This window comes from Acinetobacter sp. YH12205, assembly GCF_013418125.1.
Classification (GTDB): domain Bacteria; phylum Pseudomonadota; class Gammaproteobacteria; order Pseudomonadales; family Moraxellaceae; genus Acinetobacter; species Acinetobacter towneri.
In genome coordinates this window covers 262,004-288,767 of record NZ_VPCQ01000001.1, presented here as the reverse complement: position 1 = coordinate 288,767, position 26,764 = coordinate 262,004, and the positions used below count along the sequence as shown (strand labels likewise).

Sequence of the window (26,764 nt, the reverse complement as noted above, 5' to 3'; positions counted from 1 at the left end):
TTTGGGTATTAGCGTTGTAAAGTGAGAAGCACACCAATAAAAATCACCACGCTACCTAAAAGACGTTGCCAATTGATACTGACTTTTTCAGTGCCCAAGAACCCAAAATGATCAATCAGCATTGATGTGACCATTTGTCCAAAAATAATCACCCCAGATAAAGTGAGTAAACTTAGTTTTGGAGCACTATAAATACTCATGCTGATGGCATAAACCCCTAGACATCCGCCAATCCATAAATACCATGGGATGTTGAGCAAGGTGCTGAGGTTGGGTTTTTCGACTTGCTGAAAAAATACCAGTATGGCTAAAACTATTGTACCAACCAAAAAAGAGAAAAGGGCAGCTTGTAACGGAGAATATAAATATTCACGCAATTGGCTGTTGATTGCAGTTTGAAAGGCCATTGCAATCCCGATGCCCATCGCCAGTGGCAAAATTAAGAGTAATTGGCTGGATATCTTCATCATTTTCACATTTTTTCTTATTAAACAGATTCTAGTCTAAAGCAAATTCTAGGGAATACATCAGTGTCCTGCTGTAGTCATGTTAAAATCTGTATCACTGTTTTGATTTTGCATTGAGTCTGTCTTTGAATCCACTTCAACCCATTGATATTCCTTTATCTTTATATATTCACATGCCGTGGTGCGTGCGTAAGTGTCCGTATTGTGATTTTAATTCACATGCTGTGCCTGACGGTAAGTTGAGTTTAGATTTAGAACAGGAATATCTACAGGCTTTGCTGGAAGATTTTAAAACCCAGACTCAGTTTGCGCAGGGGCGGAAAATTCACAGTGTTTTTATTGGCGGTGGCACACCTTCGCTAATTTCAGCACAGGGGTATCAATGGTTATTTACACAGCTGAAAGCCGTGCTAGCTTTTGAAGATGACTGCGAAATTACGTTGGAAGCTAATCCGGGAACAGTGGAGCATGATCCCTTTGCAGATTATTTGGCTGCAGGCATTAACCGTTTGTCGATTGGCGTGCAGAGTTTTAATACTGAGCATTTAAAAAAATTAGGGCGTATTCATTCTAATGATGATGCGATTGCCGCAATTGGCTTGGCGCGTGAAGCGGGCTTTCAGCGAATTAATGTCGATTTAATGCATGGCTTGCCTGAACAGACTTTGCAGCAAGCACTGCAGGATTTAAAACTGGCAGTGGAACATGGTGCAACGCATATTTCATGGTATCAATTGACTATTGAGCCTAATACTGTTTTTTTCCGCACTCAGCCAATTTTACCTGTAGATGATGTCTTGGAAGAAATTCAAGCGCAGGGTGAAGCCTATTTAACTGCGCAAGGTTTTGTGAATTATGAAGTGTCTGCATGGCGTAAAGAGTTGCCGTCTGCACATAATTTAAATTATTGGCAGTTTGGCGATTATTTGGCGATAGGTGCGGGGGCGCATGGCAAAGTGACTTTGCATGATGGTGTGTATCGCTTCCAAAAAACCCGTTTGCCGAAAGATTACTTAGCCAAAGTACCTGCGGAAAACTTGCAGTTTAAAGCAATTGCAGCCGATGAGTTGCCATTTGAATTTATGATGAATGCACTGCGCCTGAATGATGGGGTTGAGGCAAACTTGTATACTGCCCGCACAGGTTTAAACTTGGATGATTTGCAGGATATTTTAAATACATTGCGTCAGCGGCAATTGTTGCAGGATGATCCGAAGCGATTGGCATGTACTGCGCAAGGGCATGTGTTTTTAAATTCGGTGTTGGAAGCGTTTTTGTGATTTGAGTTCAGCTCAGGCATCTGTCCTAACGCTTATCGAATATTGTGCTAGAGCGACAGCTTGTGTCTTGCACTGCATGCTATTTAAGGTAAATTTTGTTATTGTAATGGCTTTGTTATTGTATCGCCTTGAAGGTTTGAGATGAACTCTACTAGTCCAAAAGTTTTAAAGGCTCATGGTGAATTAGTGGTAAACAAAGAGGAAAACCTTTCCCTCTTTGAATCAATCCCTTTTTATCCAGAATACCCAAGTAAATTTAAATTTATTGACCTATTCGCAGGAATTGGTGGATTTCGGCTAGCGTTACAAAATCTTGGTGGCGAGTGCGTATTTTCATCAGAAATAGACCTATATGCCCAAAAAACATATTCCGTCAATTTTGGTGAAACGCCTTATGGTGATATCACTTTAGAGTCTACTAAAAATGCGATACCTGATCATTTCGATATTTTATGTGGAGGCTTCCCTTGTCAGGCTTTTTCAATTGCAGGTAAAAGATCTGGATTTGAAGATACACGCGGTACGCTATTTTTTGACGTTGCGGATATTATAAAACGGAAACAACCTAAAGCTTTCTTTTTAGAAAATGTTAAAGGCTTAATTAGTCATGATAAGGGAAATACACTTAAAACTATTTTAAAAACATTAAGAGATGATTTAGGTTACTACGTTGCTGAGCCTCAAATTATAAATGCTAAAGATTTTGGTGTTCCCCAAAATAGAGAGCGAATTTTTATTGTAGGCTTCCATAAAGATACTGGAATTCAAAATTTCTCTTATCCACAACCATTAAATAAAAAAACCTGTTTTGCCGATATAAAGGAAACTCAGGTTGTACCTACTAAATATTACTTATCTACACAGTATTTAGATACCTTGGAAAAGCATAAAGCTCGACATGAAAATAAAGGAAATGGTTTTGGTTACGCTATTATTCCAGATCACGCAATTGCCAATGCCATAGTTGTAGGTGGAATGGGGAGAGAGCGTAATTTAGTTATAGATCATAGAATTACAGACTTTACTCCAACTACTAGAATTAAAGGAGAGGTAAATCGGAAAGGTATTCGGAAAATGACGCCAAGAGAATGGGCACGGTTGCAGGGGTTTCCAGATCATTTCAAAATCGTGGTTTCAGATGCCTCAGCCTATAAACAATTTGGAAATTCTGTTGCTATTCCAGCGATACAGGCAACTGCAAAAGAAATATTAAAAGCATTGAAGATTGGTGAGTATGATTACAGCAAATAAGGGGGAATGGAGTGAACTCTATGCCCTTTTTAAATTACTATGTGATGGGGAGTTAAGTGCGGGTGATGAAAACTTAAATAAAATAAATAATTTAATTTATCCTGTAATTAGAATTTTACGTCAAGAACATCATCATTTATTCACTTATGTACCGCATAAATCAGAGGGTATAGTAGAGATTTTGCGGGGTGAAGATGTTTTTCAGATACCATTACAGGAACTCAGAGATATTACTCAGTTTTTGCTGGCAGAATTACAGAAAAAGCAAACGGCATCATTTACTATTCCAGATGTGGAAAACTTTATATCCAGATACCAATCAAATAAGATTAAAGCAAAATCTAGTGCGAAAAGTGATATTAGAATCGTAATTTATGATGCAAAAATTGGAACAATGCCTGAATTGGGATTTAGCATAAAGTCAAAATTAGGTAAACCATCCACATTGTTAAATGCAGGAAAGACAACAAATTTTATTTTTGAAATAAAAAATATTTGCCTAACCGAAAAAGAGATTGAAGATTTTAATCAGCTTGCATTGCCACAACCAATTATTAAATCTCGTATAGCACATTTAAAAATGTTGGGAGCCGATATTAAATTTTCCCATTTAAATAATGCTGTATTTGAGAATAATTTAATTTTGTTGGATAGTTTACTACCAAAAATTATGGCAGAAGCTATATTTAAATATTACACATCAACTCTTAATTCAGTTAAAGATATTTTTAATGAAATTTCTTATGAAAATCCAATGAAATATTCTTTTGAACATCAGCATCCTTTTTATCAGTTTAAAATTAAAAAATTATTGTGTGAAATAGCAATTGGAATGATGCCTGGTACAGTTTGGACAGGTAACGAAATTGATTCTACAGGTGGATATTTAGTAATTAAAGAAGATGGCGAGATCATTTGCTATCATCTGTATCATCGCCATGAATTTGAAGAGTATTTATACAATAATACAAAGTTTGAGATGGCAAGTAAAACCAAGCATGATTTTGGTCAATTATTTCTAAAGGACAATAAATTGTATCTGTCTTTAAATCTACAAATTCGCTTTAAATGATTAAAAATATATCTTTTATCTTAATATAGTTTGAACTTTTGATTCAATTTTCATAATAAAACTCAAATAGGATAATTTTAAATGGATTTAAAAACGTTTGAGTTACTTGCCCGCTATAATCTTTGGGCAACTCAAAAACTAAATCAGACTTTGCTATTGGTTTCAGATGATGATTTTTTCTTGGATCAGGGCTTATATTTTAAAAGTATTTTTGGCACTCTGAATCACTTGTTGGTCGGTGAGCATCATTTGTGGTTTCCACGTTTTGCTTTGCACCACTCACCAATTTTGCCATTAGATAGTATTGTGGAAACCAACAGAACACAGCTTGTTGAGCAACTTGAAAAGAAGGCTGAAAACTGGATTTATTTTTTAAATCAGGTGGATGAGAATGTTTTTCATCAAGAGCTGCACTATAAAACATCAACTGGCGTGGAGATGCACTTACCCTATGCTGCAACCCTAATGCATGTGTTCAATCATGCAACTCATCATCGTGGGCAAATTACCGCGGCTTTAACCGCAATGGGATATGTCTGTCCTGAGCTTGATTTAATTTATATGTTGCTAGAAGACAAGGCTAAGAAGCGAATTGAATGAAACGACTAGAAATTTTATGTCTAGTGATTTTAATTTTTCTGATTTTATATCTGATTCAGTGGGTATTTCATGGTTTTCCAACAGCACATTAAAAGTAATTTTAATTGATGTGTAGATTCGAGTACTGACTTTCTGAAGTAAACACCAAAAGAGCGCATTACGCGCTCTTTTGATTTACATCTGCTGAGAATATTTTAGTAGTCAAAACTAAAATGTTCTGGTGCTAATGCAGTCATGGTTTTAGATGGATTGACCATTGCTTCTGCATGACCTTGGGTACGTGGCAATAAACGCTCAAAGTAGAAATCTGCAACTTTGATTTTGGCTTTATAGAACTCAGGTGTTTCCTGACCATTGCCTTCAGCCAATTTGGTCGAAGCCACAGCCGCTTGTTGCGCCCAGAAATAAGCCATCATCACATAACCAGAGAACATCAAGAAGTCTACTGAAGCACTGGATACGATGTCACGGTCTTTACGTGCTGCCAACATAATGCGCACGGTTAATGCGTTCCATTGAGCACATAGCTTGGTTAAGTCCCATGCAAAACGACGCATGTATTTGTTACGTGCATGCTGACCACAGAATTTCAAAATTTCAGCGGTGTAGTCACGAATCACTTTACCTTTAGAGCTTAACAACACTTTACGACCAATCAAGTCGAGCGCCTGAACGCCAGTTGTACCTTCATATAAGGTAGAAATACGTGAATCACGTACAATTTGCTCCATGCCCCATTCTTTAATATAGCCGTGACCGCCGTACACTTGCATGCCGTGGTTGGCAGCTTCATAACCCATTTCAGTTAAGAAGCCTTTTAAGATTGGGGTATAGAAACCTAAATGGTCATCATGCGCTTCAAAAGCTGCAGTATCACCACGCATTAAAGCGTCGTTCATTTTATCTGCCAATTGTGCAGCATGATAAATCATGGCACGACCACCTTCTGCTACGGCTTTTTGCGTTAAGAGCATACGACGTACATCGGCGTGGTGAATGATTGCATCAGCTACTTTTTCAGGGTCTTTTTTACCTGACAGCGCACGCATTGACATACGTTCTTTGGCATACGGCAATGCACCTTGGAATGCCAATTCTGCATGGCAAATCCCCTGAATTGCTGTACCAATACGTGCAGTATTCATAAAGGTAAACATGGCATGTAAGCCTTTGTTTGGTTCACCAATCAAATAACCCACGGCATTGTCAAAGTTCAGGACTGCAGTTGCAGACGCGCGAATCCCCATTTTGTGTTCAATAGAGCCACAAGTGACAGGATTACGCTCACCCACCGTACCTTCTGCTGTTGGCAAGAATTTCGGTACGATAAATAATGAAATACCTTTTGTGCCTGCAGGCGCATCTGGGAGGCGTGCTAACACAATATGAATGATGTTTTCAGTCAGGTCATGTTCGCCTGCAGAAATAAAGATTTTGGTACCTGAAATCGCATACGTACCATCGGCTTGTGGTTCTGCTTTGGTTTTTACCTGACCTAAGTCGGTACCACATTGTGGTTCAGTCAAACACATGGTGCCTGACCAAGTACCTGCAACCAAGTGCGGTAAATAGGTATCTTTTTGCGCGTCTGTACCAAATTGCATAATGGTGTTGATACAACCCACGCTTAAACCTGGATACATTTGGAATGACCAGTTTGCTGTACCCATCATTTCAGATTTGATGAGGTTTAGCGACATTGGCAGGTTTTGACCGCCGTATTGTTCAGGGTAAGACAGACCTTGCCAGCCACCTTGCACAAATTGGTCATAGGCTTCTTTAAAGCCTTTCGGTGTGGTCACATTGCCATTTTCAAAATGACAGCCTTCTTCATCGCCTGATTGATTGAGTGGAGAAAGTACATTTTCACAGAAATCTGCTGCACCTTCCAAAATCATATCGACTGTATCTGCGTCCGCAAGTTCACCGTTAGAAAGATTTTTGTAATGGGTCGGGTAATCAAGCACTTCGTTCATTAAGAAACGAATATCGTGTAATGGGGCTTTATATGCTGGCATAGTCTTAATCCTAATTTAGAAATAGTTTTGGATTATCTGTATCGATATGTTGATTATTCACACTCATGATCAAAAAACATTGATAAGAATAGCGAATAAAAATGTCAGAAATGCGAATACTGAAAATTATTCACCTTACAAAAACGAATGAAGTGTTATGTTACAATGTATCATAATCTGTACGTTTGAACAGACCAATCTATAATGAATATAAGGTGTTTAGCAATGAAGATACAATTAAAATATTTATCTTTATGTCTTTTTAGTTTAGCTGCTACAGGTTGTTCGCAGCATGTCATTAAGACCAATTCCAATCAGACGGTAAGTATAGAACAAAAGGCAATTACGGGGTTAAATGCCATCTTTGAAACACCTAGTTATGATTTTCAGGGCAAATTACGGGTACAGAGCAATTTAGTTGAAGCAACACCAAAAGTAACGGATATTGCTCCTACCACACTTGATCCTGTACTTAAAAAGCAATTAGATCAGTATTTAAAACAGCAAAAAGTCCGTTTAAGTACACAAGAAAAACAAAACTTATATACGGCAATGGCTAAGGAACAAAACTCTGCTTCCTATGCTGCAGGGGCAATCGAAAAATCGAGTCCTTTTAATTTTCTGTTGAATGTATTGAATGATACTGAGTTTAGCTACGATGGCTCGGTGCATTATCGGCAAAAAATTGCTGCTTTGAATGTGGCAGCACGCTATGAAAAACCGACACTTTTGGTGCAAATGAAAGTACCGATGGTGGTCGATTTTAATGAATATAAGTTCTATACCAACTATTTTTCTTTGTTGCCTTATTTGGTGAATAAAGACAGTCAAAATGACTTTGCCTATATCGACTTTTCTAAATACAAAGCCGATTTTGAGCGGATTAAAGTGGCACAATTTGCCGAATACTTAAAAGCCATGAATGCGGTGCCGTATGTATTGGCAGATTCTAAACATATTCAAAAGTTATCTTTAACTGCACAAGAACGTCAGCAAAAAATTAGTGAAAAAATTCGTTTGAACAGTAGTTTGGAAGATATGTTGCTGCAGCTTGCCATGTTTGATCAGGTCAATGCACCGTATTTGCAACAGACTGTATTGGGGCAGGCGACCACAACCGAAGATGCTGCTGAACAAGCTGAAATTACGCAAGATACATCGGCCAAAGAAAGTGTTGAAGACTACTTGAAACACAATGAAACTGCTGAAGATTATGGCATGAGCCAAGAGGCTTTTGTGGCGTATCAAGCCACCCTTGCTTTACGTGATTTGGTCAGTCAGAAAATTTATGCAACTGAAACGACAGTGAGTAATGTGGCAGATTATTCAGCAGATGCCAGTGAAGATGCCATGATCGCAGCTGAACAAGCCGTTCAGGCAGCGGCTGCTGAGCAGGCAGAAGATTCAGCAAGCACCGCAAGTATGCTAAGCGAACAAGACTGTCAGCGTTTGATCGAAACAGCAAAAACAGCCAAAGTTGGAGATTTAACCTACTGTGCTTATGCCTATGAATTAGAAGCATTTAGCCCAAGTCGTGCTGAGCAGGCACAATCGGTTTTAGATGAGCACTTTGCTTCACCGCAAGAAAAGCTAGCTAAAGTTTTTGAACCATACCGTTCGGAACAATTGGTCGATGCCGCTGCTTTCGCAGCTTTGTGGCAAAAACATCAGGCTGAAATTCAACAGATTATGAATGCTACACCTAAAGATAAAAAAACACCGATGCAAATTGATGTGGCTTTAGATGATCAGGGGCGTGCTGCAAAAATTGATTATGCACTGCAATTTAAACGCGAAAATTACGGCACAATTCATGTGTATAACGATGTCAGCATTGCGAATTATGGGCAAGCCAGCAAAATTGACCGTAGTGCGCTGCGTCAAGCCAAATCCATTCAAGAAGTCAGTAAAGACTCAATTTTAGAAAAATGGGTGACAAATTTAGGGCGTACCTTGGAGCAGGAAACTGCAGAAAATAAAGATAAGACCACTGCAAAACCCGCCTTAAGTTATGATGAAGAATTAGCGCAGTTGGCACAAAAAACCTATCAACAAACAGAATCTTTTAGTCAGACTTATCAGACTTTATTTTTAGTGCACATGGCAGCAGAGCAAAGTACGTGGGTAAAAAATCTTAGTCCACAAACCTTGCAGGAAATGGCAGAAGTGTATGCCTATTGGTTCAGTGATGAGCGCTACTATGACCCGAAAGGTGCCGCGCTAAAACGGATTGAAGCTTTACAAGCCAAGCATCATTTAGAAGAAGATGAGCAATTTAATAATGCAATTGGTCGTCGTATCAATAATTTGACTGAAGATGCAGTCGATGAAAATAAAGTCGCACTTGAATGGCGTAAGCTGAAACAGCAATACAAGCAACCACAACAGATATTTGCTCAGCAATATTTAAAAGCCTATGAAGCAGCTTATGATTGGGATGTGCCTGACTTGGAGAATTTAAAGAAAACGGCACACATTTTGGGGCAGACGTATGTTGATCGTCAGCAGGGCAAATTGAGCCAAAATTCAATTCGCACTTTAACTGAAGATCAGGCTGAACAGATTGATTATGAGTTATATATGGATGTGTATGAAGATATGCAGAAATTTGTAAAATAAACCGTGGGTGAAAAATGGGCAATCAGCGTTCAACAAGATTGCCCAGTTTAAATAAAAAAATAGCCCTTTGCTGCTCAAGGGCTATTTTTATTTGGTGATGATTTAGAGGAAATCTTTTAATTCAGGTTTCACGCCATTCCAAATATAAAAAGATTCAATCGCCTGTCCGACCAGCATGCCAAAACCTTCCGATGTCGGTACGCCACGCGCTTTGGCTTGTTCTAAAAAGCTCGAAGGTTTGCCATAAGCCATTTCATAAGCAAAATTAAACTGCAAACACTCAGGCAAGGTGAGGGCATCTCCCGTTAAGCTGGCAGACGTCGCATTAATGGCTAAATCAAATTGACCTGTTAAATCGGTAAGTGCCATGGCTTGTAATTCTGCTTGCGGTACGGCAGCTTGTAGGTCAGCAACCAGTTGTTCAGCACGGGCAAGGGTGCGGTTGGCAATCACAATTTTTTTTGCGCCTGCTTGTACCAACGGATAAATTACCCCGCGGGTTGCACCACCAGCGCCAATAATCAAAATATCACTGTGCTCTAAATTCCAGCCCAAAGCACGAATGGCATCAACCAAACCCTGACCATCGGTATTGTCGCCATGCAAAACACCATCTTGCATCCACAAGGTATTGACTGCTTTGGCAATTTTGGCACGTTCGGTTAATACGCCACATTGGGCAAATGCTTGCTCTTTAAAAGGCACGGTTACATTCATGCCTACACCGCCCTGATTAAAAAAGTCTGCAACACTGTCTCTAAAACCATCAAGAGGGGCAAGGCGTTTGCTGTATTGCAGGTCAATGCCTGTTTTTTCTGCAAAGGCATGATGCAGTTCAGGAGAACGTGATTGTTCAATTGGGTTGCCAATCACGGCAAATTGTTTGCGCATTTGCCAAAATCCATATGCTGAAATGTGCATCAATATACGTCAAATTCAGCGCGGACTAAAGCCTATGGCGGTATAAAACGGTGGGAGTCTTTGGACTTAAGGATTACAAATCTCTAAAACGGTTTCTAATACCAAAATAGTGGCAATCACGAACATGGCAATGCCCGCTAAAATGCTGCTACTAATGGCTAAGCCATCTGAAAGATGACTTTCAAAAATAAAGGTCATGCAAATTGAGCCAAGTAACATGGCAAAGGTTGCCCAAAATAAAAAGATTTTGTGTTTGAACAGCGGGCTAAACATGCGGATCTCCTGACAGATGTGGCGCAGTGTGACATAAGGCTTTGACAGTTTGATGAATTCGCCTTTGACTCATGGTTTGATGTATGGATAGTTAAATCCTATTTGTGCATGGTCGAATAGGGTGCGCGGTCACATCATCTATTAAAATCCATCCGCACTATCATGACAGTTAATTCATGCTGTGCATATTTATTGATTTGAAAATAAGCAATAAAGTTTGTAAGTAAAAAAGCGATTCGTGGAAGAATCGCTTTTTTGAACCTTGAATGTGATCTTTTTTACACTGCGATGTACGCAAGGTTTCACCAGTCGCGAGCTTTAACTCGTCTTGAGATTTAACCAATCGCGTGGTTTTAAGTAATAGTCGGTGAGTTTTTTCTCTGCGGAATCTTCTGCCCATTCAGGACGGTACGACCATCCCGCCAAGTTTGGTAAGCTGACTAAAATGGACTCAATCCGTCCGCCTGTCTGCAAGCCAAATAAAGTGCCGCGGTCGTAAACTAGATTGTATTCCACATAGCGTCCACGACGGTAAAGCTGGAACTCACGTTGTGCTTCGGTATAGGCTTTGTCACGATTACGCTCAAAAATAGGCAGAATTGCAGCCAAATAACCATTACCCACCGCCTGAATATAGTTGAAACAGGTGTCAAAGTCCCATTGATTCAGATCATCAAAAAATAAACCACCCACGCCACGCTGTTCATCGCGGTGCTTTAAATAAAAATAGTCATCACACCATTGTTTATGTTCTGCATAGACTTGATTGCCAAAAGGGGCACATAAGTCATGTGCTGTTTGGTGCCATGCCACTACATCTTCATCATTTGGATAAAATGGTGTCAGGTCAAAACCACCACCAAACCACCAAATTGGCGGCTGTCCTTCAGGTTCAGCGACAAATAAACGCACATTGGCATGTGAGGTGGGTACATTTGGGTTTTTCGGGTGAATCACCAATGACACGCCCATCGCCTGCGCAGGTGCGCCTGCAATATTTGGATGACGTTCAGTTGCAGAAGCAGGCAGTTTGGAAATATTGATGTGCGAAAACATCACTCCGCCTTTTTCAATGACTGTACCGTTTTGTAAGACGCGGGAACGACCACCGCCACCTTCATGACGTTGCCAGTCATCAATTTCAAACTGTGCGCTTCCACCACCTGCCTGTTCTTGTTGTTCTAAAGCCGCACAAATTCGCGCCTGCAAATCGAGAAGAAATTCACGTACACGTTGAATATCCGCGTGAGTAGGATGCGACATGGCCACCTCAGCATAAAAATAAAATGGCTTACATCAAAACATAAAACTGTCTAAAAATTAAGGGGTTTATCCAGTTTGCTGCAAATCGCTCATGCAATTGCGCAAGGTGCTTTGTATTTCAGCATGTATTCCGAGCAAAAGACTAGGTTGATTTCCATGCACAAGCTCAGCACAATAGTTTTAACAATCTAAATTTTAGTCAGCAGCAATTAACTGAATGGGGCAGAGTGGATGACACAGCAGGCAAATTCTTTAATTCAAAAATACAATGTGCCTGGACCACGTTATACCAGTTATCCAACCGTACCTTATTGGGATGATGCTACCTTTTCTGCCGAGGCGTGGCAGCAAACGCTGAAGCGTTCGTTTGATGAATCTAATGCCAGCGAAGGCATCAGTCTGTATATTCATTTGCCATTTTGCGAAAGCCTATGCACTTTTTGTGGCTGTCATAAACGCGTCACCAAACGCCATGAAGTCGAGCAACCGTACATTCAGGCGTTATTAAAAGAATGGGACTTATATTGTCAGTTGCTCGAAAGCACTCCCATCATTAAAGAAATTCATTTGGGCGGTGGCACACCAACTTTCTTTTCTGTCGAACATTTGACGCAGCTCATTCAAGGCATTCTGGCAAAAGCCAAAGTGGCAGAACAGCACGAATTTAGTTTTGAAGGTCATCCCAATAACACCACCCGCGAACATTTACAGGCCTTATATGACTTGGGTTTTCGTCGGGTCAGTTATGGCGTGCAGGATTATAATGAAAAAGTGCAGCGCGCCATTCATCGGATGCAGCCTTTTGAGCATGTGCAACGTGTGACCGAGTGGGCGCGTGAAATTGGCTATGATTCTATTTCACATGATTTGGTTTTTGGTTTGCCCTTTCAAAATCTAGACGATGTACTGAATACCATTGAGCAGACCCAACGTTTAATGCCAGACCGTTTGGCATTTTACAGTTATGCGCATGTGCCATGGATTAAAGGCAATGGGCAGCGTGGTTTTAAAGATGAAGATGTACCTAAAGATGAATTAAAACGTCAGTGCTATGAAGAAGGCAAACAGCGTCTTTTGGCCTATGGTTATCATGAAATTGGGATGGATCACTTTGCCTTAGAACGTGATGGTATGTATCAGTCGTTTAAAAATGGTACCTTGCACCGTAATTTTATGGGCTATACCGCATCTAAAACGCAGCTTATGATTGGCTTGGGTGTTTCATCTATTAGCGACAGTTGGTATAGCTTTGCGCAAAATGAAAAAAGCATTGAAGATTATTATGCCCGTTTAGCCTGCAATGAAATTCCTGTGTTTAAAGGGCATGTGCTGGATCGGGAAGATTTGGTAATACGTCAGCATATTTTAAATTTAATGTGCAGCTTTGAAACGTCGTGGGCCAGTCCAGAATTGGCATTTCCTGAAATTGAGCAAGTGCTGCAACAGTTACAGGAAATGCAGGAAGATGAATTACTGCTCATTCAAGATCAGCACATTCAGATTTTGGAAAAAGGTAAACCTTTTGTGCGCAATATTTGTATGGCCTTTGATTTGCGTTTAAAACGCCGTATGCCGAATAATCGTATTTTTTCGATGACGATTTAAGTAAGTTGAGTAGAAATTATTTAATTCAAAAATTAAAAGGTGACTCAGAAGTCACCTTTATCATACATGTGCGCCATGCGTTCGTGTTTGGTTTGCAAATATTCTTCATTGAATGGATTTAGACCCACAGTTAAAGGCACACGGTCTACCACCGTAATCCCTTGTTCCTGTAATGCTTGAATTTTCAAAGGGTTGTTGGTGATTAAGCGCACAGCTTTAACCTGCAAATGATCTAGCATAATGCTGCACATATCATAGCGACGTGCATCGGCAGGTAAATTCAGCATTAAATTGGCATCCACCGTGTCATGTCCTTGATCTTGCAGGGCATAAGCACGAATTTTATTGGTCAAGCCAATCCCGCGACCTTCTTGGCGTAAATATAAAATCACACCTTGTCCTGCGTCATTAATCAGACGTTGAGTGGCTTGAAGCTGTGGGCCACAGTCGCATTTTAAAGACGCGAAAGCATCGCCAGTTAAACATTCTGAGTGAATCCGTACCAGAACGGGCTGGGTTGGCGCAGTGTCCAAACCTTTGGATAATGCCACGTGTTCTTCGCCAGTTTCAGGATCTTGAAATACCGTAATGTTGAATTCACCAAATGCGGTCGGTAATCGTGAGGTTGCGACAAACTTAATCGGCACTGTTTAACTCGTGAAATAGTCGATAAATTGTTTAAAGTATAGCGTAATGCTCAGACATTAGTAGAATAGCAAACACGAATTTATACAGAAGATTTTCTTTTTTGTATAAAGCACACGATAATGGTTGATAAATAGTTAGATTATTCAGGATAATCTACGCACCCAACGTGTGCCCAACTGAAATCATTGCTCAAAACTACACCGCTAGAAATGTGGCTGATTGAAGGTGATACCATTCGGTTATATGATCGAGTAATTCCCATTGACCTAGCTTAGGATTTGCCAGGCTTTAGAAGGCTTTGCCACATATGCTGTATACAGAAATTCCAACTCAACGCCCTGTAACACCATTGCTCGATGCGATTGACCATCCGCAGCAATTACGTTTACTCGCGCAAAGCCAGCTTCCTCAGGTGGCAGATGAGTTACGTCAATTCATTTTGTATGCCGCAGGTCAAAGTGGAGGACACTTTGGCGCAAACTTAGGCGTGATCGAACTGACCGTTGCGCTGCATTATTGCTTTAATACCCCACACGACCGCTTAATTTGGGATGTCGGTCATCAGGCTTATCCGCATAAAGCCCTGACAGGACGCCGTGAGCAACTCACCACCATTCGTGCCAAAGATGGTTTGGCTGCATTTCCTGCACGTGAAGAATCTATTTTTGATACCTTTGGCGTTGGTCACTCCTCAACAGCTATTTCTGCTGGTTTGGGGATGGCGTTGGCACGACGTTATCAGCAAAACCCATGTGAGGTTGTTGCCATTATTGGCGATGGTGCTATGACAGCAGGTATGGCTTTTGAAGCCATGAATGATGCAGTGGCTCACCAAGCCGATATGATGGTGGTGCTGAATGACAACGATATGTCAATTTCATGCAGCACAGGCGGCTTTGCTAAACATCTTGCTGCTATTTGGGAACGTGGTGAATCGGTTTATGTCAGTGAAACTGGCGAAGCTTACGTGCAGCCACATCCGAAATGGACGTATAACTCGCGTTTACACTGTGCTGCCACTGAAGCTGCAGACAATTTATTTAAAGCGATTGGGTTTGATTATTTCGGCCCTTTCGATGGACATGATGTTGAACAACTCACACACGTATTCAATGCGCTGAAAAAACGTAAAGGCCCACGTTTAATTCACGTTTATACCAAAAAAGGCAAAGGCTTTGCGCCTGCAGAAGCCGATCAAATTAAATATCACGCCATTGGTAAAATTCATGCCAAAGCTGCACCAGTTAGCGCACCTAAATATTCTGATGTATTTGGGCAGTGGTTATGTGATCAGGCAGAACAAGATTCGCGTTTATTGGCAATTACGCCAGCCATGTGCGAAGGTTCGGGCATGGTGCAATTTGCCAAACAATTTCCTGAACGCTATTTTGATGTCGCGATTGCCGAACAGCATGCGGTGACTTTGGCTGCGGGTATGGCCTGTGAAGGTTTGAAGCCTGTGGTGGCGATTTACTCTACCTTCTTGCAGCGTGGTTATGACCAACTGATTCATGATGTCGCTTTGCAAAATCTGGATGTTACTTTTGGTATCGACCGTGCAGGTTTGGTGGGTGAAGATGGCCCGACCCATGCAGGTGCTTACGACTATGCCTATATGCGTACCGTACCGAATATCGTGATTATGGCACCAAAAGACGAAAATGAATGTCGTCAAATGCTGCACACGGCTTATTTATATAACGGCCCTGCAGCAGTGCGTTATCCACGCGGGCATGGTTTGGGTGTCGAAATTCAGCAGCAGATGACTGCAATTCCATTAGGACAAGCTGAAATTGTGGCGCAGTTCAATCCACAATATGATGACTATATTTCAGTGCTGGCTTTTGGTAGCCGTGTGCAAGCGGCAGTTGAAGCGGCTGAAGCGTTTGCTCAGCAGCACGATGTCGCAGTACGTGTGGTGAATATGCGTTTTGTGAAGCCATTGGATGAAAAACTGTTAGCTGAGATTGCAGACAGCACAGCATTATTCGTCACTGTAGAAGAGCATGCGATTATGGGTGGTGCAGGCAGTGCCGTGAGTGAATACTTGGCGAAGGCCCAGATTGTCAAACCGATTATTCATTTAGGTTTAGAAGATAGCTTTATGCAACAAGCGACACATGGTCAAATGCTGCAACAGGCAGGTTTAGATGCACAAGGCATTGAAAAATCAATGCAAAATGCTTGGCAAAAACTGCATCAATCTATATTGAATTAATTTTTAGCAACACTTCTTCCCCAAAAGCCTCAATATTTGCTAAAATATTGGGGCTTTCATGCATTATTCTTTATCAAACTCTTCAAATTTGTAGTGGGTGTTCAATGGAACCTATGGTGGTGATGGCTGCGCGTGCGGCTCAAACAGTTGGTCAAGAGCTTTTAAAAGCGCATCAGAATCGTCATAAACTCGATCTACAAGTCGAAGAAAAAGGCATTGATGGTCCTGTAACGCGCGTAGATCGTTACCTCGAGCAATTGACCATTGATACATTACGCAAAAGTTATAAAAATCACAGCTTCCTGGGCGAAGAATTTGGCATGCAGGAAGGCAAAGGTCACGATGCCGACTGGTGTTGGGTGATTGATCCTTTAGATGGCACGCTAAACTTTGTTCACGGTTTCCCTCATTTCTGTATTTCGATTGCAGTGCAACACAAAGGTGTGACACAGCACGGTGTTATTTACGATCCTGTAAAAGATGAGTTGTTCTCTGCGAGCCGTGGCCGTGGTGCGATGATGAATCAACGTCGTATTCGTGTAAATGTAAAAGACAGTTTAGACAACACCTTCTTGGCAGTGGGTCATGCTTATCGTGCTAAGCGCGATGGCGAAATTGTTTCTTATGCCAAAAACCATTTTGAAAGTTTATTGAATGTGACAGAAGCAGGCGCTCAATACCGCCGTGCAGGTTCTGCTGCATTAGACTTGGCTTATGTGGCTGCAGGTCGTTTAGATGGTTATTTTGAACTTGGCTTAAAACCGTGGGATATTGCTGCGGGTGAGTTAATTGTGAAAGAAGCGGGCGGTACTGTGGTCGATGCACGTGGTGGCAGCGACTCTATGGAAAATGGGCAAGTTTTGGCATGTTCAATGAAAATGTTAAAACCACTTATGAAAGCGGTTGTGCCTGCTTGGGGCGAAGCAGCGAAATAATCAGCTGATCATATTTATACTTAAATAAGACACTTAGCAAAGCTCTCATCCTGAGGGCTTTTCTTTTACCTAACGGTCTAAAACTGCTGGTTTTAAATCTGTTGTTATCGTCCATATACTAGCCATAAAAGCAGAATCTATCACTGTTTACACAAAAAACTGCAAAAGTCGATTAAATAAGGTGACTTTTAAAATAATCCTGCTATAATCTGCGCACGCACTTAATTTCTGTTCATTACCTGAACATTTCTCTTCTAATCATTGTGTATGCGCGTGCGGTCCAAAGAGAGGACGATATCTCGCGCCCCAATCGCTAAAGCGATTCCTTCAGGTTAAGCCGTAATCATGCGTGCGTTATATCACATCGTCGTTACTCGGATCGCCGCTGAATCTTAAATTGTCAGCGATAATTGCTGTACCGCTTTTTGCCGATGTCCATCTGACTTTATTTAATGGAGCACCCATTTTTCAGGGTGAAAATCTCTATGAGCAAAACTTTTGCTGATTTTTCTTTACATGAATCTTTACAACAAGCTTTAGAAGGCTTGAACTTTACTACGCCGACTCCTGTTCAAGAACAATCGATCCCAGCGGCACTTGAAGGTAAAGACTTATTGGTATCTAGCCAAACAGGTTCTGGTAAAACTGCTGCATTTTTACTCCCAACTTTAAACGCGCTTGCTAATCATGATACTTTCGTACCATTTAAAGAGCGTATGAAAGCTATTACTCAGCCGTCAATTTTAGTGCTTTGCCCAACACGTGAATTGGCTCAACAAGTTAGCCAAGACGCGATTGCATTTGTACGTCACATGAAAGGTGTACGTATTGCAGCAATCATGGGTGGTATGCCTTTTGGTAAGCAAATCCAACAATTAAAAGGTGCGCAAGTGGTTGTAGCGACTCCAGGTCGTTTACTTGACTTGGTGAACCGTCGTCAAATCAAACTTGATAAAGTTGATGCCTTAATTGTAGACGAAGCTGACCGTATGCTCGATTTAGGCTTCTCTGAAGACCTAGAAGCGATTAGCGATTTAGCTGCTAACCGTAAGCAAACCTTGATGTTCTCTGCAACTTTTGCAAGCCGTATTATCACACTTGCAGAACGCATGATGAATGAGCCTGTACGTATTGCGATTGAAACAGGTCACTCAACGAACATGGACATCACCCAGACTTTACACTGGACTGATGGTTTCGAGCACAAGAAAAAATTATTGTCACACTGGTTATCTGATGAAGGTGTAGATCAAGCGGTTGTATTCGCATCTACTCAAGAAGATACCGATATGCTGGCTGAAGAATTGGCTGAAGCGGGTCACTCGGTTGTTGCACTACACGGTGCAATGCCACAAACCGTTCGTAACCGTCGTTTACGCAGCATTCGCGAAGGCCGTGCAAAAATCTTGGTTGCAACAGACGTTGCAGCACGTGGTTTAGACGTACCAACTATTTCTCACGTGATTAACTTCGGTTTACCAATGAAAAATGAAGACTATGTACACCGTATTGGTCGTACAGGTCGTGCGGGTCGTACTGGTAACGCGATTACTTTGGCAACTTACCGTGAGCGCGGCAAAATCCGTGCGTTGGAAGATTTCTTAGATGCACGTTTAAGCGTTTCTGAAATTGAAGGCTTAGAGCCATCTCCACCTCCAGCACGTTCTGGTCGTGACGGTGGTCGTGGTCGTCGTGATGGCGGTCGCGGTGGTCGTGGCGGTTTTGGTGGCGGTCGTCGTTTTGAAGGCGAAAGCAACTTTAAACGTCGTGAAGGTGGTGATGATCGTCCACGTCGCAGCTTTGATGACAAACCACGTGGTGAACGTCCTGCATTTGGTGAAGATCGTCCGCGTCGCGAGTTCAACTCAGACCGTCCACGTCGTGAAGGTGGTTTCGGTGATCGTCCACAGCGTTCATTTGAAGACCGTCCACGTCGTGAATTTAATTCAGATCGTCCACGCCGCGAAGGTGGTTTTGGTGATCGTCCACAGCGTTCATTTGATGATCGTCCACGTCGTGAATTTAATTCAGATCGTCCGCGTCGCGAAGGTGGCTTCAACGATAAGCCGCGTTTTGATGCGAATGATGACAACCGTGGCAACCGCGTAGATTACAAACCACGTCGTGAAGGTAGCTTCGGTGATCGTCCAAAACGTGATTTTGGTGATCGTCCTGCACGTCGTGAAGGTGGTTTTGGTGACCGTCAACCACGTTCGTTTGATGATCGTCCTAAGCGTTCTTTTGGTGGCGAAGATCGTCCACGTCGCGAGTTCAATTCAGATCGTCCACGCCGTGAAGGTGGTTTTGATCGCCCACGTCGTAAATTTAACGACTAAGACCGCTATAGTCATTTGTATAAAGAAAAACCAGTGCTCAGCACTGGTTTTTTTATGTTAAATATTTTTGTTTTAGATAAATAAAATGTATAATAAGTCACGTTTTTAACTCTATTTGCTAATTATGAACATCAATAGCTTACGATTGCTCATGCAGACGAGAGAGGGAATGATGCCGTATATTGGTTTAGCACTCATCTTATGCAATTTAATGTATTATATTATTTCTTCTTACTTTTAAATTGTTGCTGTCCTAAAAGTGATTTAAATAACAATAATAAGACTGCTTGAACAATACGTGCACAGTTTTTAAAAATTTGCTAGATAACATTTTGCGCTTCAATCCTTTATAGTATGCGTGCTGAAAAAATGCAGGAAGACCCTCAGCTATGAATAATCCAATGCCTCAACATGAGCCGTCATTGATTGAAGTCAATGAACTGAGCTTTAAACGAGGGAAACGTGTCATTTTCGAAAATGTCAGTTTAAAGATTCGCCGTGGTCAAATTACTGCCATTATGGGACCTTCAGGTACTGGTAAAACCACGTTATTACGTTTGATTGGTGGTCAGTTGACTCCCGATCATGGTGATATTTTTCTGGATGGAAAAAATCTTGCGCAAATGTCGCGTCAGGAGTTGTTTGCTGCGCGCGCACGTATGGGCATGTTATTCCAAAGCGGTGCGTTATTTACCGATATGAGCGTATATGAAAACGTCGCGTTTCCATTGCGTGCACATACCCAGTTGCCTGAACATTTAATTGCAGAACTGGTGGCTTTAAAACTTGAAGCAGTCGGTTTGCGTGGCACAGAACAGCTCATGCCTGCAGAACTCTCAGGCGGGATGAACCGTCGCGTGGCATTGGCGCGTGCGATTGCGTTAGACCCTGAATTGATCATGTATGATGAACCATTTGCAGGGCAAGACCCGATTGTAAAAGGTGTGTTGACTCGTTTAATCCGCTCGTTGCGTGAAGCGTTGGATTTAACCACTATTATCGTCTCGCATGATGTTGGTGAAACTTTATCAATTGCCGACTACATTTATATTATCGCGGAAGGCGTGATTCAGGGCGAAGGTACACCTGCAGAATTAAAACAGAATGAATCGGCATTTGTGCGTCAGTTCTTAACAGGCGCTGCCGAAGGGCCAGTCGATTATCAATTTAGCCATCGGGCTTATTTAAGTGATGAGGTGCGTTCATGAATGCTATTGCCGCATTAGGTCAACGCGTCATTGAGCGTGTTCGTGGCATTGGTGTCGCCACCCAAATGTTGTTGCAAATTCTATTTTCAATGCCAACCCTACTTGGGGTGAAGCTGTTCCTGTACCAAATGTACCGTGTTGGCGTGATGTCATTATTGATTATTGCGGTGTCGGGTTTATTTATTGGTTTGGTATTGGGCTTACAAGGCTACTCCATTTTGGTCAATATTGGTTCGGAAGCCATGTTGGGCACGATGGTGTCTTTGACTTTGTTGCGTGAGCTTGCACCTGTAGTGGCTGCACTGTTATTTGCAGGACGTGCAGGCTCTGCCTTAACTGCAGAAATTGGTTTGATGAAAGCCACAGAACAATTGGCCAGTATGGAAATGATTGGGGTAGACCCACTCAAGCGTATTGTGTCACCACGTTTATGGGCAGGAATTGTCAGCCTGCCAATGCTCTCCATTATTTTTGCTGCGGTTGGCATTATGGGCGGCAAAATGGTTGGGGTCGATTTTCTAGGTGTCGATGAAGGTTCTTTCTGGAGCGGTATGCAAAGCAGCGTGCAGTTCTATAAAGATATTTTTAACGGCACAATTATTAAAAGTTTTGTTTTTGCATTAATTTGTACTTGGATTGCAGTATATCAAGGCTATGCCTGTGTTCCAACATCGGAAGGCATTGCGACGTCGACCACACGAACCGTGGTGTATTCTTCATTATGTGTTTTAGGTTTTGATTTTGTGTTGACTGCGGTCATGTTCGGAGGTGTTTAATGAAATCACGTACAAGTGAGCTGGCCGTAGGTGTATTTGTCATTTTGACAGGCATTGCATTGTTTTTCTTGGCCATGAAAGTCAGTGGATTGGTGGGTACCAATTTGCGCGACAGTTACAATATGACAGCAACATTTGACAACGTGAATGGTTTAAAACCACGCGCCAAAGTTACTATGAGCGGTGTCACCATTGGTCGTGTCAATGATATTACTTTAGACCCTGTATCGCGTTTGGCTACAGTTGAATTTGAACTAGATGGCAAGTTGACCAGTTTTAATCCTGAACAACTAAAAACAGTGCAAAATTATGCGCTTGAAGAATTGCGCTACAGTGCAGAATACCAAGAAGCAAATCCTCATCAACAAAAAGAAATGGAACAACAACTGTTGGGTAACATGAAATCCATCACCAGTATTGATGAAGATGCTTACATAATGGTAGCAACCAATGGTTTATTGGGTGAGAAATATCTCAAAGTGGTTCCAGGTGGTGGTTTGAACTTTGTGAAGCGTGGCGAAAGTATTGCCAACACGCAAGGCACCATGGATTTAGAAGATTTAATCAGTAAGTTTATTACTGGCGGTGCAGCGAAAACATCCAACGCAGCGTCAGACGCAGATAAAGACACAGCGACAGCTGAAACAACAGATGCAGAAGTGTCATTTGTTGAGTAATGAAGGAGATTGTCCGTGAAAACACTTTTAAAGCAAACTCTGGCGGTAAGTGTACTTTCAACCATGTTGGCAGGAACTGCATTTGCTGCACCTGCAGAAGCGCCACCAGCTTTTGTGAAAAAAGTTGCCGATAGCTTGATTGCACGTTTAAAAGCAGATCATGCTAAATTGCAGAACAATCCAGCATTGGTCAAAACGATTGTGCGTCAAAACCTTGATCCGTATGTAGATGCGCAAGCATTTACCCGTATTGTGATGGGTACTTATGCGACGAACCAATACAGTTCAGCAGCACAGCGCGCGCAGTTTGAGAAAAACTTCCGTGAAACCTTAATTGAGAATTATGGCACAGCGTTTGCGAAATTTAGCAACCAAAGCTACACCATGCGTCCTTATAAGGCGACCAACAGCAAGAACCCAGTGGTGACCATTGACTTCTTGCATAATGGTGAAAAAATTCCTGTGTCATTCCAGTTGGCAGACAAAGGCAGCCAATGGAAAATCCGTAACATTAACGTGTCGGGTATTGATTTAGGTTTGCAATTCCGTAACCAGTTTGCAGCGAACGTGAAGCGTAATGGCGGCAATATTGATAAAGCCATTGCAACCTTTAAGCCAGATGCAGAAGCTGCGGTTGAAAAGAAAAAATAGGTTAGGTGTGGCGTGATTGAATTATCAAATCAGGAATTATGTGTTTCTGGAAAAATAGATTTCAGTAATGCAGAGCAATATTACCAAAAAGGTCTGCAGTTGATTCGTCAGCAGCAGTTGCCTCTGGTGGTCAATTTGGCGCAGCTGGAACACGGAAGCACTTTGGCTTTGGCCGTTTTGGTGCAATGGTTGCGTCAGACGCCTGAAGCCAAGGGCTTACAGTTTAAAGCGGTTCCTGAAAAAATGATGAAGATCATTCAAGCCTGTCATTTGCAAGATGATTTGCAGCTAATCGTCTAAAACTGAAAAAACCATCAAAAAAGCACCTTCTTGTAAGGTGCTTTTTTATTGCGTTTAGTTTCCCGCTTTATTCGTAAGCATCCGGTGAAGCTTATTTGAGTCAGGCAGGCTTCCACTTATGCGGTAGTAATTCTTCAACCTGGATTATTTTCTGTGTCGGCAGTCTTTTCAACACATCACTTAAATAGGCATAAGGGTCCAGTCCATTCAGTTTTGCTGACTGGATTAAGGTGCTGCAATTGAGGCTAGACTGATTATTGCGGTGGTTAAAGATATTAATGAAAAGACAGTTGCAAGATGGTCATTGATCAGCAATGTACCAACCGAGATTACCGCAGTGGAATTGACGACTTGGTATTACTGGCGTTGGTCAATCGAATGTTATTTCAAACTTCTCAAGCAAGCAGGCCATGATATTGAGTCATGGCTTCAGACTACGCCAGAAGCGATTTTAAGGCGTTTGCTGATCAGTTGCATGGCTTGTGTGTTGACGTGGAGAGTGCAGCGTTGTACAGATGAACAAAATCAGAAAGTCCGTGCATTTCTGACTAGGCTTTCAGGTAGACAGCAGAAAAGAGGCAAGATAGAGAGTGCGCCTGCCATATTGGCAGGACTCTCGATTTTACTAAATACTCTTCAACTGCTCTCAGAATATTCAATAGATGAACGGAATGAAATCGCAACCATTGCACTAGGTACCTAAAGATGTGTAGATACCTATGCCTAAAAAGAGAGGGAATAAAAGGCATCAAATCCATTTTTTCCATCTAAAGTAAATTAATGGGCCAATAAAGAAGCCAATTAAAATAATACTGACCACTATAAAACTGGTGGTGCCTTTGGCAAAAGGTAACACGTCGGTGTTCATACCATAAACACTGGCAACTAACATCGGTGGCGCTAACATACTCGGCAAAATCGAGAATCGACGAATCGTGTCGTTCTGTTCGGTGTTAATGAAGCCTGAAGTGGTATCGAGCAAGAAGCGCACTTTTTGGAATAAGAAGGCATCGTGTTCGACCAGTGAGCGTACATCTTCACTGAGTTCTCGAATGTCGGCATCGTAAATATGACTACCCAACGCACGCGGACGTGCCAAAAAGGTCAGGACACGACGTAAATCAATCAAACACAATTGCGCTTTTCCAAGCATGTCTTCTAATTGTGCCAGTCGGGTAATCATGTCATCGAGGTCTAAAATTTGCTCACGATGACGGTTATTCAGAACTTCTGTGGAATACTTTTCCAAGTCCTTGTGGATATCTTCTAAGATATCCGCAAGTTCGTCCAGTTTGGCTTCAAGCAAGCCTAAAAGCACCCAAGTCGGGTCTTTATAGTCAATTTCGTAGTCGTTACGTCGTGCACGCGCCCGAAATGCCCGAAACGCCACTAATTTTTCACCACGTAGGGTAAACAAGTGTTCTTTATGTAAAATAAAGGCGACGGTTTGCACAGTGGCTAAAATACTGGAATTGTCTTCAGTTTCGCCATCGACTTGATAGTTTTTATTTTTAGTTAAAAAATAGGTACTAATGTGTAAAATACCGTCATCATCGCGGTAGAATCGCGCTGAAGATGAAATATCTTCCAAAGATTTTAAGGTCGGTAAATTTTGTGAGTATGCGTCTAGTACCCATTGCTGTTCTTCTTGTGAAGGGGCAATTAGGTCAATCCAGACCAGATCTGGATGCAAATCAAAACCACCGTTAATGGTGGCATCTTCCAGACTACCGCGCTCTGTGGCATAAAAGGCTTCAAGCATTCGTCTTTTCTCCTTGCGCAGTATGGGTTTTGTGGATGGGTGTATTTTAGACAAGGATCTTACTAAATACACTGCTCAGAATGCTATTTTATTTAAAAATCTCCCTGAAGTTTAATTTTATGGCATGACAGCCAGATAACATGGTGAAAAAATGATGTCGTCAATTGCTATTTTCTGTGGTTCTGCCCCAGGAAAAGATTCAGTTTTTGTTGAAAATGCACGAAAAGTGGGTGAAACACTGGCTGCACAAGGCAAAACTTTAATTTATGGCGGTGGGCGCTCAGGCTTAATGGGTGTGGTGGCAGATAGTACCTTGGCCGCAGGTGGTCGTGCAATTGGCGTTATGCCTGAAAGTTTGGCAGAGCATGAATTGGCGCATCCGCATTTGACCGAATTACATATTGTTGAAAACATGCATGCTCGCAAAATAAAAATGTCAGAATTGGCACAGGGCTTTATTGCTTTGCCGGGTGGTTCGGGAACTTTAGAAGAAATTTTTGAGCAATGGACGTGGGCACAATTAGGAATTCACTCGAAGCCCTGCGCTTTTTTAAATGTAGATGGCTTTTATGATGATTTGCTAAAGTTTTTAAGACAGACCTCTGAAAAAGGTTTTACTCAGCCACGTTTTTGTGAGGCATTGATAGTATCGAATTGTATTGACAATATTTTGCAGCAATTTGAACAATACCGTGTTCCTGAAATGAAATGGGAAGTGCCTGAGCTAGAGTGGGTACAGCAGGAATTGGCGAAATAGAATGGCTGAGATCAACAGCAACATCATTACTGTTGCAGCTGCAATTATTTTAAATGTCAAACAGCAGTTATTGGTGGTGCGTAAACAGCATACCGCGTGTTTTATGCAGGTCGGTGGCAAATTAGAACCCAATGAAGCGCCTGAAACGACCATGTTGCGAGAAATTGCCGAAGAAATTGGCTGTCAGGCGCAAATTCAACAATTTATTGGACGCTATGAAACAGCAACGGCCAATGAGCCCGACTGCCGTTTGGTCAGTTATGTGTATTGGGTTCAGCTTGATCAGGCACCAAAAATTGCTGCTGAAATTGCCGAAATGAAGTGGGTAGATTTGGATGATCAAGATACTTTGTTGGCACCGCTGACCCGTGAAGTGGTGATGCCGTGGTTAAAACAATATTTACAACAAAATTAAGAGCAGTTGATCATTCTTCTATATTTTAAGTTCAACTTTTTAATGCGTTGAGCATATTCAACCGAATAGTTTTTTTATTCAGCACGGGCCAGACAAACCGCCTCGACTTTTTGACAGCCGAGCTTGAGCAACTGCTGTTTGAGTGCATGAATTGAACTGCCCGTCGTGACCACATCATCCACAATTAAAACCCGACGAAAACGGATTTTAGGCGCATTCTGAATTTGAAATTGCTGTTGGATGTCTTCCAATCGTTCTAAGCGACTTAAGCCTTTTTGCGCGTGCTGTTGTAAGCGGGTCACAGGTTGCCAAATCGGGACATTTAAATGCCGCGCTAGTCCTTTTGCTAACAATAAAGATTGATTGTAGCCGCGTTCAGTCAAGCGGGCAGTGGAAATTGGCATCGGTACAATGGCTTGGATTTTAGGATAAGACAGTTGTTTTAGCGCGCCTACTAAAAGCAGTTGGTAATGTAACTGCTGTTCATATTTAAATTGTTGAATGATGCGATTAATTGGATAGTGATAATCAAAAGTGACTTGAATCTGCATTTCTTGTCGTTGTACCGCTTGGCTACGCCACGGCAATTGTTGCCAACAGGTTTGACAGACCGAATGTTGCCATTGCGTGTCGCTATGGCAGAGCTGACACGGTTGCAGTTGGCGCAGCCATTGTATGCCGCATTGTAGTAGATTGATCGGCTGAGTCATCT

The 26,764-nt window shown here is 41.8% G+C and carries 24 protein-coding genes and 2 pseudogenes; 17 read left to right on the top strand and 9 right to left on the bottom strand.

Annotated features, from left to right (window positions below; genetic code table 11):
* Positions 1–8 precede the first annotated feature (8 nt).
* Positions 9–470: a DMT family transporter gene (locus tag FTU92_RS01365; RefSeq protein WP_131260603.1), complete on the bottom strand. Its 462-nt coding sequence runs from the start codon at positions 468–470 to the stop codon at positions 9–11.
* 122 nt (positions 471–592) lie between these two features.
* On the opposite strand from FTU92_RS01365, the gene hemW reads away from it, so the two are divergent.
* The 4 genes from hemW (at position 593) to FTU92_RS01345 (ending at position 4,670) form a co-directional block, all read left to right on the top strand.
* Positions 593–1,747 (top strand): radical SAM family heme chaperone HemW, encoded by a 1,155-nt coding sequence (gene hemW / locus FTU92_RS01360; RefSeq protein WP_131260602.1) that lies wholly within the window; start codon positions 593–595, stop codon positions 1,745–1,747.
* A 141-nt stretch (positions 1,748–1,888) separates the two neighbouring features.
* Entirely contained in the window at positions 1,889–2,998 is a 1,110-nt protein-coding gene (locus FTU92_RS01355; protein WP_004974609.1) for a DNA cytosine methyltransferase, read from the top strand.
* Entirely contained in the window at positions 2,982–4,070 is a 1,089-nt protein-coding gene (locus tag FTU92_RS01350) for an HpaII family restriction endonuclease (RefSeq protein ID WP_131260601.1), read from the top strand. The genes FTU92_RS01355 and FTU92_RS01350 overlap by 17 nt, the downstream gene beginning before the upstream one ends.
* 81 nt (positions 4,071–4,151) lie before the next feature.
* Positions 4,152–4,670, top strand: coding sequence for a DinB family protein (locus FTU92_RS01345; RefSeq protein WP_004974616.1), 519 nt, complete (start codon positions 4,152–4,154; stop codon positions 4,668–4,670).
* A 194-nt stretch (positions 4,671–4,864) separates the two neighbouring features.
* On the opposite strand, the gene FTU92_RS01340 is transcribed toward FTU92_RS01345, so the two are convergent.
* Positions 4,865–6,688 (bottom strand): acyl-CoA dehydrogenase C-terminal domain-containing protein, encoded by a 1,824-nt coding sequence (locus tag FTU92_RS01340; RefSeq protein ID WP_004974621.1) that lies wholly within the window; start codon positions 6,686–6,688, stop codon positions 4,865–4,867.
* A gap of 225 nt (positions 6,689–6,913) precedes the next feature.
* Between FTU92_RS01340 and FTU92_RS01335 the strand changes: the two genes are divergently transcribed.
* Entirely contained in the window at positions 6,914–9,307 is a 2,394-nt protein-coding gene (locus tag FTU92_RS01335; RefSeq protein WP_180095340.1) for a hypothetical protein, read from the top strand.
* A 102-nt stretch (positions 9,308–9,409) separates the two neighbouring features.
* Here the strand turns inward: FTU92_RS01335 and aroE are convergent, their stop codons facing one another.
* The 3 genes from aroE to hemF all read right to left on the bottom strand — a co-directional run bounded on the left by aroE (position 9,410) and on the right by hemF (position 11,764).
* A complete protein-coding gene (aroE, locus tag FTU92_RS01330) occupies positions 9,410–10,198 on the bottom strand; it encodes a shikimate dehydrogenase (RefSeq protein WP_104852603.1) in 789 nt (262 codons plus the stop codon).
* Between the two features lie 96 nt (positions 10,199–10,294).
* Positions 10,295–10,501: a hypothetical protein gene (locus tag FTU92_RS01325; RefSeq protein WP_004974627.1), complete on the bottom strand. Its 207-nt coding sequence runs from the start codon at positions 10,499–10,501 to the stop codon at positions 10,295–10,297.
* A gap of 318 nt (positions 10,502–10,819) precedes the next feature.
* Entirely contained in the window at positions 10,820–11,764 is a 945-nt protein-coding gene (gene hemF / locus FTU92_RS01320) for an oxygen-dependent coproporphyrinogen oxidase (protein WP_179989898.1), read from the bottom strand.
* A 231-nt stretch (positions 11,765–11,995) separates the two neighbouring features.
* On the opposite strand from hemF, the gene hemN reads away from it, so the two are divergent.
* Positions 11,996–13,369 (top strand): oxygen-independent coproporphyrinogen III oxidase, encoded by a 1,374-nt coding sequence (hemN, locus tag FTU92_RS01315; RefSeq protein ID WP_096901232.1) that lies wholly within the window; start codon positions 11,996–11,998, stop codon positions 13,367–13,369.
* 44 nt (positions 13,370–13,413) lie between these two features.
* Here hemN and ribA read toward each other — a convergent pair whose 3' ends face one another.
* Positions 13,414–14,016 (bottom strand): GTP cyclohydrolase II, encoded by a 603-nt coding sequence (gene ribA, locus FTU92_RS01310; RefSeq protein WP_004974633.1) that lies wholly within the window; start codon positions 14,014–14,016, stop codon positions 13,414–13,416.
* A 308-nt stretch (positions 14,017–14,324) separates the two neighbouring features.
* On the opposite strand from ribA, the gene dxs reads away from it, so the two are divergent.
* From dxs to FTU92_RS01270, 8 genes are all read left to right on the top strand, one after another.
* Positions 14,325–16,235, top strand: a complete 1,911-nt coding sequence (gene dxs, locus FTU92_RS01305; protein ID WP_180095337.1) for a 1-deoxy-D-xylulose-5-phosphate synthase — start codon at positions 14,325–14,327, stop codon at positions 16,233–16,235.
* A 104-nt stretch (positions 16,236–16,339) separates the two neighbouring features.
* A complete protein-coding gene (locus FTU92_RS01300) occupies positions 16,340–17,170 on the top strand; it encodes an inositol monophosphatase family protein (protein ID WP_019836885.1) in 831 nt (276 codons plus the stop codon).
* Positions 17,171–17,655: 485 nt separating this feature from the next.
* Positions 17,656–19,506, top strand: a complete 1,851-nt coding sequence (locus tag FTU92_RS01295; protein ID WP_004974640.1) for a DEAD/DEAH box helicase — start codon at positions 17,656–17,658, stop codon at positions 19,504–19,506.
* Positions 19,507–19,895: 389 nt separating this feature from the next.
* A complete protein-coding gene (locus FTU92_RS01290) occupies positions 19,896–20,714 on the top strand; it encodes an ABC transporter ATP-binding protein (protein WP_180095334.1) in 819 nt (272 codons plus the stop codon).
* Positions 20,711–21,490: a lipid asymmetry maintenance ABC transporter permease subunit MlaE gene (gene mlaE / locus FTU92_RS01285; RefSeq protein WP_180095330.1), complete on the top strand. Its 780-nt coding sequence runs from the start codon at positions 20,711–20,713 to the stop codon at positions 21,488–21,490. The genes FTU92_RS01290 and mlaE overlap by 4 nt, the downstream gene beginning before the upstream one ends.
* Positions 21,490–22,167, top strand: a complete 678-nt coding sequence (locus FTU92_RS01280; protein ID WP_180095327.1) for an outer membrane lipid asymmetry maintenance protein MlaD — start codon at positions 21,490–21,492, stop codon at positions 22,165–22,167. The genes mlaE and FTU92_RS01280 overlap by 1 nt, the downstream gene beginning before the upstream one ends.
* Positions 22,168–22,182: 15 nt before the next feature.
* Positions 22,183–22,818: a phospholipid-binding protein MlaC gene (locus FTU92_RS01275; protein ID WP_004974651.1), complete on the top strand. Its 636-nt coding sequence runs from the start codon at positions 22,183–22,185 to the stop codon at positions 22,816–22,818.
* A 12-nt stretch (positions 22,819–22,830) separates the two neighbouring features.
* Entirely contained in the window at positions 22,831–23,118 is a 288-nt protein-coding gene (locus FTU92_RS01270; protein ID WP_004974653.1) for a lipid asymmetry maintenance protein MlaB, read from the top strand.
* 100 nt (positions 23,119–23,218) lie between these two features.
* Here the strand turns inward: FTU92_RS01270 and FTU92_RS01265 are convergent.
* Positions 23,219–23,359: pseudogene (locus FTU92_RS01265) on the bottom strand (transposase domain-containing protein); the annotation flags it as partial.
* Between FTU92_RS01265 and FTU92_RS01260 the strand changes: the two are divergent.
* Positions 23,348–23,821, top strand: a pseudogene (locus FTU92_RS01260) (transposase); the annotation flags it as partial. The pseudogenes FTU92_RS01265 and FTU92_RS01260 sit on opposite strands and share 12 nt — an antisense overlap.
* Positions 23,822–23,866: 45 nt before the next feature.
* On the opposite strand, the gene FTU92_RS01255 reads toward FTU92_RS01260, so the two are convergent.
* Positions 23,867–24,880 (bottom strand): CorA family divalent cation transporter, encoded by a 1,014-nt coding sequence (locus FTU92_RS01255; protein WP_096901036.1) that lies wholly within the window; start codon positions 24,878–24,880, stop codon positions 23,867–23,869.
* Positions 24,881–25,034: 154 nt separating this feature from the next.
* On the opposite strand from FTU92_RS01255, the gene FTU92_RS01250 reads away from it, so the two are divergent.
* On the top strand, positions 25,035–25,637 hold the full coding sequence (locus FTU92_RS01250; protein ID WP_179995236.1) for a TIGR00730 family Rossman fold protein: 603 nt from the start codon (positions 25,035–25,037) through the stop codon (positions 25,635–25,637).
* 1 nt (position 25,638) lies between these two features.
* Positions 25,639–26,052 carry an NUDIX domain-containing protein gene (locus tag FTU92_RS01245; RefSeq protein WP_180095323.1) on the top strand — a complete coding sequence of 138 codons (414 nt, stop codon included), beginning with the start codon at positions 25,639–25,641 and terminating at the stop codon, positions 26,050–26,052.
* 74 nt (positions 26,053–26,126) lie between these two features.
* On the opposite strand, the gene FTU92_RS01240 is transcribed toward FTU92_RS01245, so the two are convergent.
* On the bottom strand, positions 26,127–26,762 hold the full coding sequence (locus tag FTU92_RS01240) for a ComF family protein (protein WP_180095321.1): 636 nt from the start codon (positions 26,760–26,762) through the stop codon (positions 26,127–26,129).
* Positions 26,763–26,764 lie beyond the last annotated feature (2 nt).